The organism is Achromobacter sp. 413638, assembly GCF_043119405.1.
In the GTDB taxonomy this organism is placed as follows: Bacteria; Pseudomonadota; Gammaproteobacteria; order Burkholderiales; family Burkholderiaceae_B; genus Achromobacter.
The window spans coordinates 36,253-54,553 of sequence record NZ_JBICCO010000030.1 but is presented as its reverse complement, the minus strand read 5'-3'; the positions used below and the strand labels follow the sequence as shown (position 1 = coordinate 54,553).

Sequence of the window (18,301 nt, the reverse complement as noted above, 5' to 3'; positions counted from 1 at the left end):
GCGGCCATGCGATGCGCTTCCGTCCTGATGGCCGTGCTGCTGACCGCGTGCGGCCAGCAGCCGGCCGAGAACCTGGCCGACGCCCTGGCCGCAGATCCGGTGCGGCTCAAGGCGTTGCGCGGGCAATGCGCGGCCGACCGGCAGGCCGTGGGCGAGGATGCCTGCCGCGCCGCCGCTGAAGCCTTCCGGCGGCGCTTCTTCGCCGGCCATACCGGGCCGGATGAATACAACTCGCTGGCTGAACTCCCGCCGATTCCGCCGAGCTTCGATACGCCCGCAGATGAATTGCCAGAGGGCGCCGTTCCGCTCACTCCGCCCGAGGATTCGCCATGAACGACGTGACCATCATCGACCGTTTCCTCGATACGTTCTCGCGCTACATCGACTCGGGCTTCGGCTTATTGCAGGGCGAAGTGGCATTTCTCACCGCCACGCTCATCGTCATCGACATGACGATCGCTGGCCTGTATTGGGCCATGAGCCACGCCACCGGCCAGGGCGACGACGTGATCGCCAAGCTGCTGCGCAAGGTGCTCTGTGTCGGCGCGTTCGCCTACATCATCGGCAACTTCAACTGGCTGGCGAGCATCGTGTTCCGCTCGTTCGCCGGCTTGGGAATTACCGCTACCGGCTCGGCCATCACGATGGAGAACTTCCTTCAGCCGGGCCGGCTGGCGAAGACCGGCATCGACGCAGCCGCGCCGATTCTGGAACAGATCGGGGACATGGCTGGGTTCCCCGAGGTGTTCGTGAACATCGACCCTATCGTGGTTCTGTTCATCGCCTGGCTGGTGGTGATCCTCTGCTTCTTCGTGCTGGCCGTACAGCTTTTCATCACGCTGATCGAGTTCAAACTGACTACGCTCGCCGGCTTCGTCTTGATCCCGTTTGCACTCTGGAACAAGACCTCGTTCCTCGCGGAAAAGGTGCTAGGCAACGTGGTGTCGTCAGGCATCAAGGTCTTGGTGCTGGCCGTCATCGTCGGCATCGGTTCAGGCCTGTTCGCCGAGTTCCAGGTGCATCCCGACGAACCATCCATCGACCACGCGCTGGTCGTGATGCTGGCCTCGCTCGCGCTGCTGGCGCTGGGCATTTTCGGCCCCGGTATCGCCACCGGCCTGGTGTCCGGTGCGCCACAGCTTGGTGCGGGCGCGATGGCTGGTGCTGCGGTCGGGGCTGTCGGCACCGGCGTTGCCATCGGCGCCGCCGTAACGGGCGTGGGCGGCGCCGTCATGGCCGGGGCACGAATGGCCCCGGCGGCCGCAAAGCTGGCCGGTGCCGGTGCGCGTGCCGCGACTTCGGCGGCCGGCAGTGCCCGATCGGCGTTCCAGGCCGGTTCCGCTGCGGCCGGCGGCGGTGCCAAGGGCGCGGCGGCTGGCCTCGGCAATGTCGCCAAGACTGGCGCACAAGCCGCAGGCCGCAGCGTCACCTCTGGTGCTTCCGCTGTTGGGCAGAAGGTGGCCGACTCCTTCCGCGCTGGCTGGAACGGCACAGAAGCCGGCAGCGACGGTGCTGGCCCCGGCCAGACCGCAGACGGCACCGCAGGCTCGCAGAAGCAAGAGCAACCGGCCTGGGCCAAGCGGATGCACCGCCGCCAGCAGGCTACCCATGCCGCGACCACTGCCGCCCACACGCTGCGCGGCGGCGACGGCGGCGGCTCCGGGCAAGGCCCGAGCCTGCGGGATTCCGATACCTAACCTTCAAGGAGAACACCCATGCGATTCAAACGACCGCAGGTGCGCTACGCCGATACGCCGCAGCCTGCCACCCCGTATCAAGCCGCCGCCCAGGTGTGGGACGACCGTATCGGCTCCGCCCGCGTGCAGGCGAAGAATTGGCGCCTGATGGCCTTCGGCTGCCTAGTGCTCGCGCTGTTGATGGCCGGCGGCCTGGTGTGGCGCTCGGCGCAGTCCATCGTGACGCCCTATGTCATCGAGGTCGATCAAGCCGGGCAGGTGCGCGCCGTGGGAGAGGCCGCCACGCCGTACCGGCCCGGCGACGCGCAGATCGCGCACCACCTGGCGCGCTTCGTGACGCTGGTTCGCTCGCTGTCCATCGACCCCATCGTGGTGCGGCAGAACTGGCTCGATGCCTACGACTACACCACCGACAAGGGCGCGGCGGTGCTCAACGACTACGCCCGCACCAATGACCCATTCGCCCGCATCGGCAAGGAATCGGTAACGGTGCAAATCACCAGCGTGGTTCGCGCGAGCGACACGTCTTTCAACGTGCGCTGGACAGAGCAGCGCTATGTCAACGGTGCGCCCGCCGGCACCGAACGCTGGAACGCCGTGCTTTCGACCGTCCTGCAAACCCCGCGTACTGAACAGCGCCTGCTCAAGAACCCATTGGGTATCTACGTCAACGGCCTGTCATGGAGCCGCGAACTGGATTCTTCCGAAGGAGCCAAACCATGAAACTTCGTTTCCGCCTTTACGTTGTTCCTTTGACGCTGCTGGCCCTCGCGGGCTGCGCCTCGCAGGGGAAGCCGCCGCCATCCATCTCGCTCGACGAGACGGTGCTGGCCCAGCCGTTGCCCGAACCGCCCAAGCCCGTCGAAGTCGTCGCCGTCCCTGAACCGCTGGCGCTGCCGGCGCAGTTGAAGCCCCTGCCGGAACTCGATGAGGCCCCCGTTGCGCCGGAGCCGGCCGACGAAAAGGTGCGCGTTTCCCGTGCCAATGCAGAAGCGCGTATCGCGCCTACCCGTGAGGGCTACGTCAACGCGATTCAGGTGTGGCCGTTCACCGATGGCGCGCTTTATCAGGTCTATGCGTCGCCGGGGCGCGTGACGGTGGTTTCGCTTCAACCGGGCGAGGAACTGGTAACGGTCGCCGCCGGCGATACCGTGCGCTGGATCGTGGGCGACACGTCCAGCGGCGGCGGGGCCGATCTGCGCGTCAATGTGCTGGTCAAGCCTATCCGCTCCGGTCTGAAAACCAATCTCGTCATCACCACCAGTCGGCGCACCTACCTGCTGGAGCTGACCTCGACCGAGAGGGCATGGATGGCGTCGGTGTCCTGGGACTATCCGAAAGACCGAATGCTCGCGTTGCAGCGCCAGGCGCAGGCAGCGCAGGCAACAACGCCTGTCGATACGGGCCTGTCGCTGGACAAGATCCGCTTCCGCTACGCGGTATCGGGCAGCAACCCGCCGTGGAAGCCTCTGCGCGCCTTCGATGATGGAGAGAAGGTCTATATCCAGTTCCCGCCGGGCATCGCCCAGGGCGAGCTGCCGCCGCTGTTTGTCATCGGCGCGCAGGGCGACGGGCAACTGGTGAACTACCGTTTTCGCTCGCCGTACTACGTCGTGGATCGCCTGTTCGGCGCGGCCGAACTGCGGCTGGGCGGCGATGGCGGCGACGTGGTGCGGATCGAGCGCACCGATGGTGTTGCACGGAGGAACTGACCATGAGCCAGGATGACACTCCCGACCTTGCCGCGCCGCAGGCGGACAAGGTGGCGCCGGAGGCAGTGGCGCTGCGCGCCCAGCCGCGTCCAGTCACACGCCTGAACCGGCGCTCGCTGGCCATCCTTGCCGGCGTCCTAGCGGTCGCCGTGCTCGGCGCGCTGATGTGGTCGCTGCAACCTCATCGACGCAGCACAGGCGAGCAGACCGAGCTTTACAACGTCGATCGCGTGTCAAAGTCGGAAGGACTGGATGCGCTGCCGACGGACTATTCCAAGCTGCCGCCGGCGTTGCTGCCTGCCGTTCCCGAACTAGGGCCACCGCTGCCGGGCGATCTTGGCCCGGCTATCGTGAAGTCGCAGCAACCGGCGACGGCTGCCTACGCGGCCCCCGGTCACGACCCGAACGATGCCCTGCGAAAAGAAGCCGAGGCGGCCGCGGCCTCGTCCGTGTTCTTCCGCTCGGGTGGGCAGAATGCGGCGCCGGTAGCGCAGACACAGGTGGCCGCTGCGCCGGGCTTCGCCGCCAATGCGGCGTTTGACCCGCTGGCGGCCGGGCCGGCCTCCACGGCGGCCCAACCTGCTGACCCGACAGCGGTGCAAAACCGGCAAGACCAGAAAGAGGCTTTCATGAAAGCTGGCCCCACTGAAACCCGTAATTCCGGCAATCTGACTCTGCCAATTTCGCCGTATCAGGTTATGGCCGGAACAGTGGTCGCAGGTGCCTTGGTGACGGGCATCAAGTCGGACTTGCCCGGCGACGTGATCGCCACGGTGACGGAGCCGGTCTATGACACAGCCACCGGGCGCTTCCTGCTGATTCCGCAGGGTTCGCGCATCCTGGGCAAATACAACAGCCAGGTCAGCTACGGGCAGAGCCGCGTTCAAGTCGTCTGGAACCGGATCATCCTGCCGGACACGTCTTCGCTCACGCTCGACAACCTGGCCGGCACCGACCCAGCCGGCTATGCCGGGCTGGAGGACGATGTGGACTACCACTGGGGCCGCATCTTTGCCGGTGCGGCACTCACCACGCTGCTGGGCGTCGGTGCCGAGCTGGCCGCGCCGGAGAACCGGCAGGATGGTGATCGCGTCATCATCGCTGGGCGCGACAGCGCGCAGGACAGCATCAATCAGGTCGGCCAGGAGATGACCCGGCGCAACCTCAACATCCAGCCGACCTTAACGCAACGGCCGGGCCTGCCGGTTCGCATCATCGTCAACCGGGATCTGGTGCTGCGGCCGTACCAGCCGCTGTTCTTCAACCGGGGGACTTCACGATGAGCACGACCAAGAAGCTGCGGCTCGGCCCGCTGCCGAAGACCGAGAGCACCAAGCTGACTTTCGTTTGCCCGACCAGCTTGAAAGTCGACCTCGACCGCTACGCCGCGCTACACGCGCAGGCGTATGGCGAGGCCGTTGATGCGGCGACGCTGATCCCGCATATGCTGGAAGCGTTCATGGCGGGGGATCGAGGATTCAGGAAGGGCACGGCGACCCGCAGCACACCACCGAAGCCGCCATGATTGCACCGCATGCTATTCAACGGCATCCATCGAACGCGCAGCCCAGGCTGCGCGTTCTTCATTCTGGATGCCGCCGAGCCTGTTGGGCTATGATGATGCGACAGGCCCGCCGTTCCTCGGCAATCCAGCACTACACAGTGCGATGCGGCTTTCTCTCCCAACGCTCCTATGTCGCTCCTAGCCGACAACGCCGCTCTTCTTCTAAGCGGCCCCGAAAGGAGCTAACCTACTGTCCCATATACGGTTTCAAGTCCTTCTTGATTTGCGCGAAAGAATTGACACCGGCACTTTTTTGCCTGCGATTTGCGTGCCTTCGGCCCAAGAGGGGGGGGCGAGGCCCCGGCCCGTGCAGGCCGGGATCGCGGGTCGCTCAGCGCGCGCCGGCGACCGCCTTGACGCATTCGCCCACCAGCGCCGGGCCGCGATAGATCAGGCCGGTGTAGAGCTGCACCGCGTCGGCGCCGGCCTGCATCTTTTCCTGGGCCGCTTTGCCGGACAGCACGCCGCCCACGCCGATGATGGCCATGCGGCTTCCCAACTGTTCCTTCAGGCGCCGGATCACCGCCAGCGACAGCTCGTGCACGGGCGCACCCGACAGGCCGCCCGCTTCCTCGGCGTGGGCCATGCCCGCGACCGCATCGCGCGACAGCGTGGTGTTGGTGGCGATGACGCCATCGATGCCGTGGCGCGGCAGCGTGTCGGCGATGGCGTCGATCTGCTCCTGGGTCAGGTCCGGGGCGATCTTCACGGCCATCGGCACGCGGCGCTGATGCTGGTCCTCGAGCGCCTTGCGCTTGTCGGCCAGCTGGGCCAGCAGCGCTGACAGCTCGTCGCCGCCCTGCAGCGCGCGCAGGTTCTTGGTGTTGGGCGAGGAAATATTGACCGTCACGTAGTCGGCGTGCGGATACACGCCTGCCAGGCCGATCAGGTAATCGTCGGCGGCGCGCTCGATGGGCGTGTCGGCGTTCTTGCCGATGTTCAGCCCCAGGATGCCGCCCTGTTTGCGCCACTGGCTGCGCTGTACGTTGGCGAGAAAGGCGTCCAGGCCCTGGTTGTTGAAGCCCAGCCGGTTGATCAGCGCATTGGCGCGCGGCAGGCGGAACATGCGCGGCTTGGGGTTGCCGGGCTGCGCGCGCGGGGTCACGGTGCCGATCTCGATGAAGCCGAAACCCAGGTTGCCGAGCGCGTCGATGTAGGCGCCGTTCTTGTCCAGCCCCGCGGCCAGGCCGATGGGATTGGCCAGCCGCATGCCCATCAGCGTGGTCGGCGCCTGCGGCTGCGCGTGCAGCAGCTTGCGCGTGGCACCGCACTCATAGGCGCGTTGCAGCCCGGACAAGGTGACTTCGTGGGCGGTTTCCGCGTCCATGGCAAACAGCGCCGGGCGGGCCAGGGGATAGGCGTGGAAGAGGATAGACATGAGGCGGGATTGTAATTTGTCTTGAGGCGGCCCGTCCGCCGCCGCCGCTCAGGCCGTCGGCGCCGGCGGGCCGTCCCGCCATTGCCCGTCCACCAGGAACTGCGCGGGGTGGAAGCTGGCCTTGTAGGACATCTTGCGGCTTTCGGCGATCCAGTAGCCCAGGTACAGCCAGGGCAGGTTGAGCGTGCGGCACTGCTCGATCTGCCAAAGGATGCTGTAGGTGCCGAGGCTGCCGGGCACGTCCGGATCGTAGAAGGTGTAGACCGAGGACAGGCCATCGTCCAGCACGTCGATGATGGACACCATCACCAGCGCGCCCGCGGGATCGCGGAATTCCACCAGCCGCGTGTTGACGCGGCTGGTGAGCAGGAACTGTGCATACTGGGTGCGGCTGTCCTCGTCCATGCCGCCGCCGGGATGGCGGCCCTGCTGGTAGCGCGTGTACAGGCGGTAATGCTCGGGCGACCAGGCCAGCTCGGCCACGAAGGACTGCAGCGGCTGGTGGTCGCGCCAGGCGCGGCGCTGGCTGCGGTTGGGTGCGAAGGCCGCGGCGTCCACGCGCACCGGCACACAGGCCTGGCAGTTGTCGCAATGGGGACGGTAGGTGAACAGGCCGCTGCGGCGAAAGCCCTGCTCGACGAGCTGGGAATACGTGCCGGCGTTGATCAGGTGGCCGGGCGCAGCCACTTGCGACCGGGCCTGGCGACCCGGCAGATAGCTGCAAGGGTAGGGAGCGGTCGCGTAGAACTGCAGCGTGGAGAAGGGTAATTCTTTTAGCTGGCTCATGGGATGCCCGGGATGCGCGGGCGGGCCCGCGTGGGACGGCTACATATTAACGCTTAAGCGGCGGATTCCGGCTCGTCCTTGCGGGCGAGCGGATGCAGCATGCCGGCGCTGTCCAGCCAGCCGGGCGTCCAGGCCAGCGACGGCTGCGCGGTGGCGGCGCGCACGTGTTGCAGGAACTTCGAACGCGCGATCGGGCGGGCGCCCAGGCTGGCCAGGTGGCGGGTCTGCTGCTGGCAGTCGATCAGCGCCACGCCTTGCGCCGTCAGGTGTCGCACCAGGTAGGCCAGGGCGATCTTGGAGGCGTCGGTGCTGCGGGTGAACATGGATTCGCCGTAGAACATGCGCCCCAGGCTGATCCCGTACAGGCCGCCGGCCAGTTCGCCGTCGATCCAGGTTTCGATGCTGTGTACGACGCCGGCCTGATGCCAGGCCAGGTAGGCTTCCTGCATCGCGGCGGTGATCCAGGTGCCGGGCTGCCCGTCGCGCGGCGCCGCGCATTGGCGCATGACCTCGGCGAAGGCCGTGTCCACGCGCACCTGCACGCGCGGCGTGGCCGCGTGCTCGTCGCGCGCGATCTGGCGCAGCAGCTTGCGCAGCGAGTGCGAGGGAGAGAAATGCGCGCACTCCAGCACCATGCGCGGATCCGGACTCCACCACAGCACGGGCTCGCCTTCCGAGTACCAGGGGAAGATGCCGCTGGAATAGGCCTGGGTCAGGCGCTGCACCGACAGGTCGGCGCCGGCCGCGAGCAGGCCGTCCGGTTCCGTCAGCGCGAACTCCGCGGGCGGAAACGGCGTGTCTGCGGCGAGCCAGGGCAGCTTCAACGGTGCGATTCTAGGGTGTAGTGATGCGGGCCGAAGGCGCCATGCTTGCGGTCTTCGAAGTAGCGGCGCAGGGTGCTGGACACCGTGCGGAAGGCCAGATCGTCCCAGGGGATCTCGGCCTCGTCGTAGTAGCGCGCTTCCAGGCTCTCGGGGCCGGGATCCAGCTCGGGGCCCAGCGCCTGCGCCAGGTAGAACACATGCACCTGCTCGATCTGCGGCACGTCGATGATGGTGTAGATCTCGCCCAGTTCGATGCGGGCGCCGGATTCTTCCAGCGTTTCGCGCGCCGCGCCCTGCGCGGTGCTTTCGCCCAATTCCATGAAGCCCGCCGGCAGCGTCCAGGTGTTGTAGCGCGGTTCGATCGCGCGCCGGCACAGCAGCACGCGGTTTTCCCAGACCGGAACCGTGCCGACCACCAGCCGGGGGTTCTGGTAGTGGATCGCGCCGCAATGGTCGCAGATGTCGCGCTCGCGGTTGTCGCCTTCGGGCACGCGGCGGTTCACGGGCGAACCGCATTGGCTGCAGAAGCGCGCCCGGCGCGGCGCGGGGAAATACTCGATGGGCGATTTTGCGGTCATGGACAGGATTCTACCGGCTGCGGCGCTTCGCTGCGCCGGGGGCGGGCATCGGGCGGGGCGCGGCGAAACGCGCCTCCAGGTGCTCGACGAAGGAGCGGACTTTTGGGGACAGAAAGCGGCGGTGCGGATACACGGCATACATGGCGATGGAGGTGTTCGTGTAGTCCGTCAGGATCTCGGTGAGGCGGCCGGCGCGCACGTCCTCGCCAACCAGGAACTCCGGTTGCAGGATGACGCCATGCCCGGCCAGCGCGGCGGTGCGCAGCACGTCGCCGTTGTTGGCCCGCAGCGCCGCGTTCACGCGCAGCAGCCTCACCTGTCCGTCCTTCTCGAAATGCCATTCGTTGCCGGTGCTGGCGTAGGCGTAGTGCAGGCAGCGGTGAAGCTTCAGGTCCTCGGGCGTGGCCGGCGTGCTATGCCGGCGCAGGTAGTCGGGCGAGGCGCAGACCAGCAGTCGCTGCGGCGCCAGTGGCCGCGCCACCAGCGAGGAGTCCTGCAATGGGCCGATGCGCACGGCCACGTCGTAGCCGTCTTCCACCAGGTCCACCACGCGGTCGTTCAGGTCCAGGTCGATGACCACGTCCGGGTACTGCTGCAGGTATTCGGCGATGGCCGGCCCCAGGTGCAGGATGCCGAAGGACACGGGGGCGCTGATGCGCAGCCGGCCGCTGGGGCGCTGGCCTTCGGCCTGCAGGGCCTGCTCCAGGTCCGCCACCTCGGCCAGTATCGGGCGCACGCGTTCATAGAAGGCGCGTCCGGCGTCCGTCATGCTGAGCTTGCGGGTAGTGCGGTTGAGCAGCCGCACGCCGTACTTTTGTTCCAGATAGGCGATCTGGCGCGTCACCACGGAGCGGGCCTGGCCCATCTTGTCCGCGGCGGCGGCGAAGGAGCCCAGTTCCACGACCTTGGCGTAGGTCTGCATGGCGGTATGCGTATCCAAGATTGTTTCCTTTTTGGGAACAATAATTTGCGATTTTGCATGTTTATCTTTGTTTTAGGAATCGCAAAAATGGCGCCCATCAAGAATCTTCCCGTCCTGGGCGATTCATGTTCCAGACAAGGAGAACGCAATGATCGATAACCGTACCGCGCCCTATGCGGCGCTGCTGCTGCGCGTGGCGCTGGGCGTCATGTTCCTGGCCCACGGCCTGACCAAGCTGCTGGTGTACACGCTGCCGGGCACGGCGCAGTTCTTCGCCAAGATCGGTTTCGCCGGCTGGCTGGCCTATCCCGTGACCATCTTCGAAGTCGCCGCGGGCGTGCTGCTGATCCTGGGCGTGTGGCCGCGCTGGGTCGCCGCCATCGCGGTGGTGCAGCTGTTCGTCGCGTCGACCGTGCATTTCGGCAATGGCTGGGGGTTCGGCAATACGGGCGGCGGTTGGGAGTACCCGATTTTCCTGACCGTGGTGGCGGCCGTGCTGGCGCTGCTGGGTGACGGCAAGTTCGCGCTCAAGCCGGGCCAGCGAGGCTGAGCGTCAGGCGCGGCTGTGCCCGTGAGAGAGGCGCATCCGGGGTGGCGGCGGGCTGGCTGCCGTTCACCCTGGATCGCCGCCTTGGTCTCAGGCGCAACTGGCTCCAAACGGGCCGCTTTGATCATCGGCGGCAAGATGGTCGATCAGTCCTTGGGACAGGCCGATATCACGCAGGTTGATCATGTGGGGTGGCCTCCGGGTGCTCATGCGGTTGCCGCTACGGGAGCGGCGGGTTCGAAACCGAGGATCCGCGGCAGGTCCGCTCGCGCCGCCATGCGCAGCGGCGCCCGACCATAAGCCGCGCATTCAACCATCAGGGGCGGCTGTCCAGGTGTCAGTTCGGCCAGGGCGTCCAGCAGCATGGCGCCGTCTTGCGCGCGCAATTGGTCCAGCAGCGCCGGCAGATCACGGTCCAGCACGATGCCGGGGCCAGCGGGCGTCACGGCATACAGGCTGCCCGCGTCGTCCAGCCACCAGGCGCTGACCGCCGTGACTGGCTGGTTCGTGTGCGTCAGCAGGGCCCGGCCCGCGTCGTCCAGGCGCAGCACATAAGGCGCCGCGTCCAGCCGCAGGTAGACGCGTTGCGGCCCGTTCTGGAAGAACCAGCGGCCGGCGTCGTCATGCGCGTAGTTGCGGCCGATGAAATCCAGGATCTGGGGATTGGTGATGGATTCGCCGGGGCCGCCCTGCGCGGACAGTCCCTGCGGGTGAAAGCGCCAGCGGCCGCGCGCGTCCAGCGACAGCCAGCCGTGCGCCGCCGGCACGTCGGGCCAGCGGGCGATGGCGTCTTTCACCGATTGATCCATCTCAGGGCCTGATCACGATGGGGGGCGGGTTGATCACGATCGCGGGCGAGACCGGCATCATGGGAACCATGGCCGGCCGCGGCGCGTAGCCATAAGCATAGCCCTGGTCGTCATCGTCATCCCGGCACTTGCGCTTTTCGCTGTAGTCGCCGTTGCGCTTCCATTTGCGCTCGACCTTACAGGCGCCGTCCCAGTACTTTTCTTTGTACTCACCGCGCTTGTAGCGGTGGTGGTGATCGTCGTCGTCGGCCCGGGCCGCCAGGGGCGCCAGGGCGATCAGCGTGGCGGCGGATAGCACCCACAGGATCGCGGCGGGACGGCGGCCCGCCGACGCGCGGGATTCCATATTCTTGAGCATGGTGGTGTCGTCAGTGGAAAACGGCGACACCATAGCAATCATCCGCCTGACCGGAGGTAGGGATGGGTAACCAGATGCTCAGGGGGAAGGGAAAGGATGCTGGAGGCGCAAGCCGGAATCGAACCGACGTACACGGATTTGCAATCCGCTGCATAACCACTCTGCCATTGCGCCAGCACTTGCAAGAAAAAAGGAAGCGCGGGATGGCCGTTGCTTCCTTTTTGTATTTGGAGCGGGAAACGAGACATGCACTAGGGCACTAAGTCGTTGTTTCCCGAACACTTTCTTCGCCGAGGTGGCCAGCGAAGACCTCAATTGTAGCCTTGTTTTTCGCCCTCGGCAACAAGTTCGTCCAAAGAAATCCATCGACGTCCAAAGACGCCCACTCCGCGCACCAGAGCCGCACATTGCACATCACCGTCCGCTTGGCCTCGAACTCGCCACCTGCTCCCCGCTCTCTGCTTCCGCATCTCCACCGCGATGCTCACTGAGCAACAGGCATCGATCTCGGTGCGGGTCGGATGCCGCGGTGAACAGGCACGCATCGCACATCGCGGCGCCCATCTGCGCAAGCCACATCGAAAGAACGCACGCTGTCGCCGTGGTGCGTCTGCGCTCGATTCTTTGTCGGTATATCAGGATGCTGGGATGAGCATGACAGGCGAGAATTCGATGCGTCCTGCTGGACATTGGATGGCGATTGCCATCCCCTTCGCGCCCCTTGAGACCGCTGGCATATCAGGCCATACCTAGACGGTTTTGCAGAAGCCGCAACTTCTTACGACCCTGATAGCGTGAGCGTCACTGTCGAGTCTGCGTCCTGATGCTCGATCTTTTAGTCGATGAATTTTTACACATCGAGCACACGACGGCTACCAGTAGCGCCGACTGGTAAGAGGAACTCAAGCCCAATGACGAAGCCGCCCTCGGGGCTCGCTTCCTGCACAGACAACTCGCTGACCATGAGGTCGGCGGCAAAGGAGTCGGCCATGTAGTTCTTCTCCTGAAAGGAGACGGAGCATGCACGAGAACAAGAATGATGCACCCACATCAAAGGTGTTCTATCGCCCGATCGAAGCGTCCATCCGCTGGGCCGGGCTGCTGCGGTATGAGCAGGTGATCCTGACCTCGATCTCATCGTCACGGAACCTGCCACTCTCGCTGGACTGCCCACGCTGGGGCGAACTGCGGCTGTACACCGAACGCATCTATGACGGCATCCTCAATGGGGAACTGCCCTTCGGGCGGGACGGCATCACGGCGCACGACACCGAACTGATCGACTCTCCCGACCTCACCGTCCGCCACGTCGATCTGAAGCGCTGGATGCGTCAGCACTACCCCGAACAACGACCCGGCTTTCTCTTCTCCCGCAGCGAGCGCATCACCCATCCCTTCATCTCGCTGGAGACAGGGCAAGCCATGCTGGTTGAGCAGCTCGCCCTGAAATCAGCCTTGGAGCAGTCCAAGCGCCAACTTCGCGAGCTGCAGGACAAGCACGATGCGCTGCTCAAGCAGTCCACGGTGATTCCCGCCTGCGCGCAGTGCCCGATCAGCGATCGGGCCGAGGCCACCTACCTGAACATCATCGGGGGCATGCTGGAGCTGATGCTCGGCCAGTCGCCCTCGGGCGCGCCGTACTCCAGCTTCAAGACGCAGGAGGCCGTGGTCAGCGCACTGGTCGCCCATCACCACGGCGTCATGGGGATCGCCGAGCGGACGTTGAACGGCAAGTTCGCCACGGCCAGGCGCCGGCTGCATAGCGCCACGCTCTGAGGATTTCCAGCTTGTATGTGCAGTCGCGGAGATTGCATTTGCAATGTCTTTCCGCAGCCGTGTCTATTGAATAGAGGTCACGCCAACAAACGCCACTGAGCGTTCAGGAGTGACCGCCATGTCGCAAACACCTGTACTGCCACCCAACGAGCGCCGCATTCTGCGCCTGGAAGAAGTCGAAGCGAAGTCCGGCTTCAAGCGTGCCCACATCTACAACCTGATGAAGAAGCGCCAGTTCCCGCAGGCGCTGCGCCTAGGTGTGCGCGCCGTCGGCTGGGATTCCATCGAAATCGATCAGTGGATCGCCGAGCGCGTCAACAACCGGGCCTGACCCGTTCTCCCGCGGACCTTCCATCCTCACACGGAGAACGCCATGCAGGTTGTATCCATCATTTCAACGAAAGGTGGCGTCGGCAAGACCACCACGGCCGCGAACCTGGGCGGGCTCGTCGCCGACGCGGGGCTGCGCGTGCTGCTGCTCGATCTCGACGTGCAGCCCACCTTGTCGTCCTACTACGAACTGGGTCACCGTGCGCCTGGTGGCATCTATGAGCTGCTGGCCTTCAACGAGCGCGACCTCGGCCAGCTCGTGTCCCGCACAATCATTTCGGGCTTGGACCTGGTGCTGTCCAACGACCACCGGGGCGAGTTGAACACCTTGCTGCTGCACGCGCCGGATGGGCGCCTGCGGCTACGGCACCTGCTGCCGGTCCTGGCTCCCCTCTATGACCTGGTGCTGATCGACACCCAGGGCGCGCGCTCGGTGCTGCTGGAGATGGCGGTGCTCGCCTCCGACGTTGCGCTGTCGCCCGTGACCCCGGAAATCCTCGCGGCGCGCGAGCTGCGGCGCGGCACCATGCAGTTGCTCGAAGACATCGCACCGTACCGGCACCTCGGCATCGAGCCGCCACCGCTGCACCTGCTCATCAACCGCGTCCACCCCGTGTCGGCGAACGCCCGACTGATCCAGCAGGCCTTGCGCGACCTGTTCCAGGACCATGCCGGCATCCGCGTGCTGACCACCGACGTGCCGGCCATCGAAGCCTATCCGCGCGCCGCGACGCGCGGCCTGCCAGTGCATCGGGTCGAATACCGCCAGCCACCGGGCAGAGTCGCCCCCGCCGCGCTCGACACCATGCGCGGCCTCGCCGGCGAGCTGTTCCCGCAGTGGCAACACCGATTTGCCGCGGTGTCCGGCCGTTCGCCAGTCCCTCTTGATACCGGGAGGCCCCATGGCGAACGCACATGAACTGGCCCGAGGGCACAAACGGCTGCGCGCCCTGATCGAGTTCGCTGTCGGTGAAGGCTGGCACGTCAAGCGCACGCCGGGCGGCCACCTCAAATTCACCAAGGCAGGCTGTGCCGCGATCTACACCAGTTCGACGGCCAGCGACCACCGGGCCGCCCTCAACGCCCGTGCGCAGATCCGCCGCGCCGAGCGCGAGGCACGATCCCAAGCGCAGGGAGGCCGCCATGGCTGAGATCACCTCCCAGCAAATGGCCGGCAAGCTGCTCGCGGCAGGGTTCGAGCGCAGCGGCCCGGCCGCGTCGGCCTTGAGCGACCCGATCGCCGACACACCCATGGTCGTGACCCTGGACCAGTTACGCCCCTACGACCATGACCCGCGCAAGAAGCGCAATCCGGCCTATGAGGAAATCAAGGCATCCATCCGCGAGCGCGGCTTGGATGCGGCACCGGCCGTCACCCGACGGCCTGGCGAGGATCACTACATCATCCGCAACGGCGGCAACACGCGGCTGGCGATCCTGCGCGAACTGTGGTCGGAGACCAAGGACGAGCAGTTTTTCCGCATATCGTGCCTGTTCCGGCCGTGGCCCAGCCGCGGCGAAGTCGTCATGCTGACCGGCCATCTGGCCGAGAACGAACTGCGCGGCGGCCTTACCTTCATCGAGCGCGCCCTCGGCGTCGAGAAGGCGCGCGAGTTCTACGAGCAGGAAAGCGGCGCCGCCCTGAGCCAGTCCGAACTGGCCCGCCGCCTGGCCGCCGATGGCTTCCCGGTCCAGCAGTCGCACATCAGCCGCATGAACGACGCGGTGCGTTACCTCCTGCCGGCGATCCCCACCGTGCTCTATGGCGGCCTCGGCCGCCACCAGGTCGAACGCCTGTCGGTCATGCGCAAGGCCTGCATGTTCGCGTGGGAGCGCTACGCCAAGGGCCGCACGCTGGTCCAGGACTTCGACGAGTTCTTCCAGGAAGCCTTGTCGCAGTTTGATGTGCAGGCCGACGAGTTCTCCGCGCAGCGCGTACAGGACGAACTGATCGGTCAGATGGCCGAGCTGCTGGGCATCGATTACGACGTGCTCGCGCTGGACATGACCGAATCCGAGAGCCGCCAGCGCGCTCTGGTCAGCGATCCGACGCCATCCTCGACGCCGCCCGCCTTGCCGGAGCCTGGGGTTATCGCGCGCCCACCTGCCAACGCCTCGCCGCCCACCACAGGGCCAGCACCGACAGCGCAGCCTGCAAGCCCTGCGTCTCCCACCTCAACGCGCGAGAGCGACGCAGATGCCAACGAGGCGGGCACGGCCAGTCCGACAGCGGACGACCACCTGCTTCAGAAGCACATCGTCTCACCGGCGCCAACGACCGAACGGCTCCAGTCCATCCAGCGCATGGTCGCCGACCAGTTGGGCGGTGCGCTGCCGCCCGACTTCTCGGCGAACGTCTTGCAGTCCATCCCCGTGCAGGCCGGCGGGCTCTATCCGATCTCTGATGTCTGGTACATCGACGCGAGCCTGGACACGCCCGAGCGCCTGCGCATCCACGTCGCGCAGTTCGCCCGCGAGATCGCGGGCGAGGCCCGCCTGGACGAGTGCATCGATGACCGTCCAGACGGCATCGGTTTCGCCTGCCGTACCCACGCCCAAGACCCGGAGCCGCTGGGCCGTGCCGTCCTGGCACTGCTGGCATGCCTAGCCGGTCAGCAGCCCGCCGACGTCGGCTTGGATAACAGGCAATTCGTCATCGACCTGTCGGCGCTGCTGCACGGACAAGGCGACGCAACCCGGCGACTGAGCGACACCGCACTGGTCAAGCTGTTCCGGCTGCTGCGGCTGGCCCGCCATCTGCTCGACCTGGACGCCGGCGCTGCGGACCCTGGAACGTGACCGAGGGAGACCAGCATGTCCGCACCACACCCACTCAACCAGGCCGTCATCGCCCAGGCCCTCTATGACCTGCGCAATGGGCAACTGCGCCGCTGCAAGCTGATGGGGTTTGGCGAGGAAGAGCTGGACGCCCTCAAGCATCCCGCGCTGATCAGCGTGCTGGCCAACGCCAACGTCTCGTGGTGCTCGGTGACGGTCAACCGCGAAGTGCTCCGGCGTCTGCTCAGGCAGGCGCAGGATGTGGAGAAGGAGATCGCCACGGTCGATCGCATGCTGCGCCTCGGCGCGAGCACCGAAATGGTCAGCCGCTTCTACGGCCTGACCCACCAGGAAGTGGCGCTTCGCCGCGAAATCCTCGGCCTGCCCAAGCGCAAGGGCCGCCACCCCGTGCTGGACGAGAAGCAGGACACGGAGCTGTGGCGGCAATGGAAGGCCGTGACCAGCAGCAGGAACGTCGATCTCGAAGACGAAACCTCCATCCTCGATGCCGCCATGGACTTGGCCGAAGGCATGTCGCTGCCTCTGTCGGTGGTCTGGGCCTCGATCAAGAGCTGGGTCGATCAAGGATTGGGTTGACCATGGCCGTGGACGACACCGCACCACGTCGTGGCCCCATCGCACTCGCAGACCTTTTCGACGCTGCGCTGAAAGACCTTGTGCCCAAGCCCAACGCCGATGCGCCCCCGCCCACACCCACGCCTGTCGCCATGCCCACGGGCGCGGCGTCTGGCGATGCCTTCCTGTTCAGCGGCAACCGGCACGAGACCGTACCGCGGCGGCTGTTCCTCGACCGTCGCCTGACGCCGTTGGAGCGCAACGCCTGGCAGGTCTTCCGTCTGATGCTCAACGACGATGGCGTGACGGCGTTCCCGACGTATGAACAGCTTCGACCCTGGCTGGCGTCGATGCCCTGCGCCGGGCAAGCCTCGCACGAAACCGTGGCGCGAGCGCTGACGCTGCTGCGCCTCACCCGATGGTTGAGCCTGGTGCGGCGCCGCCGCGACCCCAAGACCGGCCGCATCCTCGGCAACCTCTATGTCCTGCACGACGAGCCGCTGACGCCCTTTGAAGCGATGCAGCTCGACGCCGATTACCTGGCGTTGGTCAGCCAGTCCCTCGGCCACTCGGCCAAGGCCGTCCAGATGGTCGGCCTGAACACGCTCAAGGAAATCGCGGAAGACCCGCTGCTGTCCGGCCGCACGCTGCCGTCACGGCTGCAGGTCCTGGCCGAACGCCTCGCCACCCAAGGCATCACGGCGACCGAAAGTTATCCACAAGAGGATGCCACTCACGATTCCGAAGAAGGGCCGACGAGCCTTCTTCGGAATCCCGATGACCCCACTTCGGAATCCGAAGCAGGGCCGAAACCCGCGCCAGACGCCTCTCTTCGGAATCCGAAGCAGGCCCGTACAGTACGTAGTAGTCGTATTAATGAAGTACGTACTACCGCGCACGCACAAGCGCAGGCGCGCGCGCTGGGCGACCTCCAATGGCCCAAACGCTTCGCGGAACTGAAGGCAGAGCAGCAGACAGGTGCGCGGGTGGCGTTGCAGCAGGTCGATGCCTCGCTGAGGCAGGCCGTGCTGGACGAATGGGCCACGCGATGCAGCAGCCACGGCATCCGCAATCCTGCGGGGTATCTGTTCGGCATCATCCAGCGGGCCATCCATGGCGAGTTCAACGCCTGGGCCAAGAAAGACGCGCCGTCGGCACCTGCTCCACCCAATGAGCGGCCACCACCAGCACCGCCACCATCCCAGCCGCAGGGCAAGCCGGTGCCGCCAGAAGTCGCCAGGCAGCACATCGAACGGCTGCGCAACCTGCTCGCCAGCAAGTGAGCGGGCCTGCAAGGCGGTGAAGTGGATGCCAGTGGCTTCCAGTAGAGCTATCCCCAGGGGATAGTTCCACTGACGGCTACACGTCGAACCACTGCACGCCAAGCCCCAATCGCCTGCGGCGGGATCGGCCTTGTCCGCGCTTGATCCGGGCGCGCAGCGTTCCTTGGCGCTCCATGGAACTATCCCCTGGGGATAGTTCCACTGACGGCTACGACGTCGAACCGCTGCACGCCAGGCCTCGATCGCCTGCCGCGGGATCGGCCTTGTCCGCGCTGATCCAGGCGTGCAGCGTTCCTTGGCGCTCCATGGAACTATCCCCTGGGGATAGCTCGCGCCGCATGCGCCCGCCGCGCCGTGAACCGGGGACTGGCGGGTTTCGGTTT

Annotated in this window: 22 protein-coding genes and 1 tRNA gene; 14 read left to right on the top strand and 9 right to left on the bottom strand. The window is 66.1% G+C overall.

All coding sequences use genetic code 11. The annotated features are described in order from the left end of the window. The first annotated feature begins 6 nt into the window (after positions 1-6). The 6 genes from ACEU5R_RS14485 to ACEU5R_RS14460 are packed head-to-tail and all read left to right on the top strand — an operon-like array spanning position 7 to position 4,934. Positions 7-333: a hypothetical protein gene (locus ACEU5R_RS14485; RefSeq protein ID WP_014603538.1), complete on the top strand. Its 327-nt coding sequence runs from the start codon at positions 7-9 to the stop codon at positions 331-333. Next, positions 330-1,697, top strand: coding sequence for a P-type conjugative transfer protein TrbL (gene trbL / locus ACEU5R_RS14480; RefSeq protein WP_001000746.1), 1,368 nt, complete (start codon positions 330-332; stop codon positions 1,695-1,697). Before ACEU5R_RS14485 ends, trbL begins: the two co-directional genes overlap by 4 nt. An 18-nt stretch (positions 1,698-1,715) precedes the next feature. After that, positions 1,716-2,420, top strand: a complete 705-nt coding sequence (trbF, locus tag ACEU5R_RS14475) for a conjugal transfer protein TrbF (RefSeq protein WP_001211312.1) — start codon at positions 1,716-1,718, stop codon at positions 2,418-2,420. Further along, positions 2,417-3,409, top strand: coding sequence for a P-type conjugative transfer protein TrbG (gene trbG / locus ACEU5R_RS14470; protein ID WP_000776560.1), 993 nt, complete (start codon positions 2,417-2,419; stop codon positions 3,407-3,409). The genes trbF and trbG overlap by 4 nt, the downstream gene beginning before the upstream one ends. A 2-nt stretch (positions 3,410-3,411) precedes the next feature. Beyond that, positions 3,412-4,692, top strand: a complete 1,281-nt coding sequence (locus ACEU5R_RS14465) for a TrbI/VirB10 family protein (RefSeq protein ID WP_003092274.1) — start codon at positions 3,412-3,414, stop codon at positions 4,690-4,692. Further along, positions 4,689-4,934, top strand: coding sequence for a DUF2274 domain-containing protein (locus ACEU5R_RS14460; protein WP_000108283.1), 246 nt, complete (start codon positions 4,689-4,691; stop codon positions 4,932-4,934). The genes ACEU5R_RS14465 and ACEU5R_RS14460 overlap by 4 nt, the downstream gene beginning before the upstream one ends. A gap of 370 nt (positions 4,935-5,304) precedes the next feature. Here the strand turns inward: ACEU5R_RS14460 and ACEU5R_RS14455 are convergent, their stop codons facing one another. From ACEU5R_RS14455 to ACEU5R_RS14435, 5 genes are read right to left on the bottom strand one after another with little or no spacing between them, the layout of a single operon-like run. Beyond that, entirely contained in the window at positions 5,305-6,351 is a 1,047-nt protein-coding gene (locus ACEU5R_RS14455; RefSeq protein WP_392410644.1) for a quinone-dependent dihydroorotate dehydrogenase, read from the bottom strand. A 48-nt stretch (positions 6,352-6,399) separates the two neighbouring features. Beyond that, positions 6,400-7,137: an arginyltransferase gene (locus ACEU5R_RS14450; RefSeq protein WP_103272698.1), complete on the bottom strand. Its 738-nt coding sequence runs from the start codon at positions 7,135-7,137 to the stop codon at positions 6,400-6,402. Positions 7,138-7,190: 53 nt separating this feature from the next. Then, positions 7,191-7,961, bottom strand: a complete 771-nt coding sequence (gene aat, locus ACEU5R_RS14445) for a leucyl/phenylalanyl-tRNA--protein transferase (RefSeq protein ID WP_392410643.1) — start codon at positions 7,959-7,961, stop codon at positions 7,191-7,193. Further along, positions 7,958-8,539, bottom strand: coding sequence for an NUDIX hydrolase (locus ACEU5R_RS14440; RefSeq protein ID WP_103272700.1), 582 nt, complete (start codon positions 8,537-8,539; stop codon positions 7,958-7,960). The genes aat and ACEU5R_RS14440 overlap by 4 nt, the downstream gene beginning before the upstream one ends. A 10-nt stretch (positions 8,540-8,549) precedes the next feature. After that, entirely contained in the window at positions 8,550-9,479 is a 930-nt protein-coding gene (locus ACEU5R_RS14435) for a LysR family transcriptional regulator (protein ID WP_392410642.1), read from the bottom strand. Between the two features lie 130 nt (positions 9,480-9,609). Here ACEU5R_RS14435 and ACEU5R_RS14430 point away from each other — a divergent pair, with 130 nt between their 5' ends. Next, positions 9,610-10,011 carry a DoxX family protein gene (locus ACEU5R_RS14430; protein WP_392410641.1) on the top strand — a complete coding sequence of 134 codons (402 nt, stop codon included), beginning with the start codon at positions 9,610-9,612 and terminating at the stop codon, positions 10,009-10,011. A 203-nt stretch (positions 10,012-10,214) separates the two neighbouring features. Here ACEU5R_RS14430 and ACEU5R_RS14425 read toward each other — a convergent pair whose 3' ends face one another. The 4 genes from ACEU5R_RS14425 to ACEU5R_RS14410 form a co-directional block, all read right to left on the bottom strand. Beyond that, positions 10,215-10,817: a DUF2946 family protein gene (locus tag ACEU5R_RS14425; RefSeq protein WP_392410640.1), complete on the bottom strand. Its 603-nt coding sequence runs from the start codon at positions 10,815-10,817 to the stop codon at positions 10,215-10,217. Between the two features lies 1 nt (position 10,818). After that, positions 10,819-11,175: a hypothetical protein gene (locus tag ACEU5R_RS14420; RefSeq protein WP_392410639.1), complete on the bottom strand. Its 357-nt coding sequence runs from the start codon at positions 11,173-11,175 to the stop codon at positions 10,819-10,821. A gap of 100 nt (positions 11,176-11,275) precedes the next feature. Beyond that, positions 11,276-11,349, bottom strand: a tRNA-Cys gene (locus tag ACEU5R_RS14415). A 676-nt stretch (positions 11,350-12,025) separates the two neighbouring features. Further along, positions 12,026-12,166 carry a hypothetical protein gene (locus ACEU5R_RS14410; protein ID WP_167670042.1) on the bottom strand — a complete coding sequence of 47 codons (141 nt, stop codon included), beginning with the start codon at positions 12,164-12,166 and terminating at the stop codon, positions 12,026-12,028. 29 nt (positions 12,167-12,195) lie between these two features. Between ACEU5R_RS14410 and ACEU5R_RS14405 the strand changes: the two genes are divergently transcribed. From ACEU5R_RS14405 to ACEU5R_RS14375, 7 genes are all read left to right on the top strand, one after another. Beyond that, the gene (locus tag ACEU5R_RS14405; RefSeq protein WP_392410638.1) at positions 12,196-12,951 is read left to right on the top strand and encodes a hypothetical protein; all 756 of its coding nucleotides are present in this window, start codon (positions 12,196-12,198) and stop codon (positions 12,949-12,951) included. Between the two features lie 118 nt (positions 12,952-13,069). After that, a complete protein-coding gene (locus tag ACEU5R_RS14400) occupies positions 13,070-13,282 on the top strand; it encodes an AlpA family transcriptional regulator (protein WP_011347600.1) in 213 nt (70 codons plus the stop codon). 42 nt (positions 13,283-13,324) lie between these two features. Next, positions 13,325-14,200, top strand: coding sequence for a ParA family protein (locus ACEU5R_RS14395; protein WP_392410637.1), 876 nt, complete (start codon positions 13,325-13,327; stop codon positions 14,198-14,200). Then, positions 14,184-14,432: a type II toxin-antitoxin system HicA family toxin gene (locus ACEU5R_RS14390; protein WP_392410636.1), complete on the top strand. Its 249-nt coding sequence runs from the start codon at positions 14,184-14,186 to the stop codon at positions 14,430-14,432. Before ACEU5R_RS14395 ends, ACEU5R_RS14390 begins: the two co-directional genes overlap by 17 nt. Beyond that, on the top strand, positions 14,425-16,080 hold the full coding sequence (locus ACEU5R_RS14385; protein WP_392410635.1) for a ParB family protein: 1,656 nt from the start codon (positions 14,425-14,427) through the stop codon (positions 16,078-16,080). The genes ACEU5R_RS14390 and ACEU5R_RS14385 overlap by 8 nt, the downstream gene beginning before the upstream one ends. Positions 16,081-16,095: 15 nt before the next feature. Continuing rightward, complete coding sequence (locus ACEU5R_RS14380; protein WP_003821054.1) at positions 16,096-16,656, top strand: DUF2857 domain-containing protein; 561 nt, start codon at positions 16,096-16,098, stop codon at positions 16,654-16,656. Positions 16,657-16,658: 2 nt separating this feature from the next. Continuing rightward, entirely contained in the window at positions 16,659-17,918 is a 1,260-nt protein-coding gene (locus tag ACEU5R_RS14375; RefSeq protein WP_392410634.1) for an STY4528 family pathogenicity island replication protein, read from the top strand. The last annotated feature ends 383 nt before the right edge of the window (positions 17,919-18,301 follow it).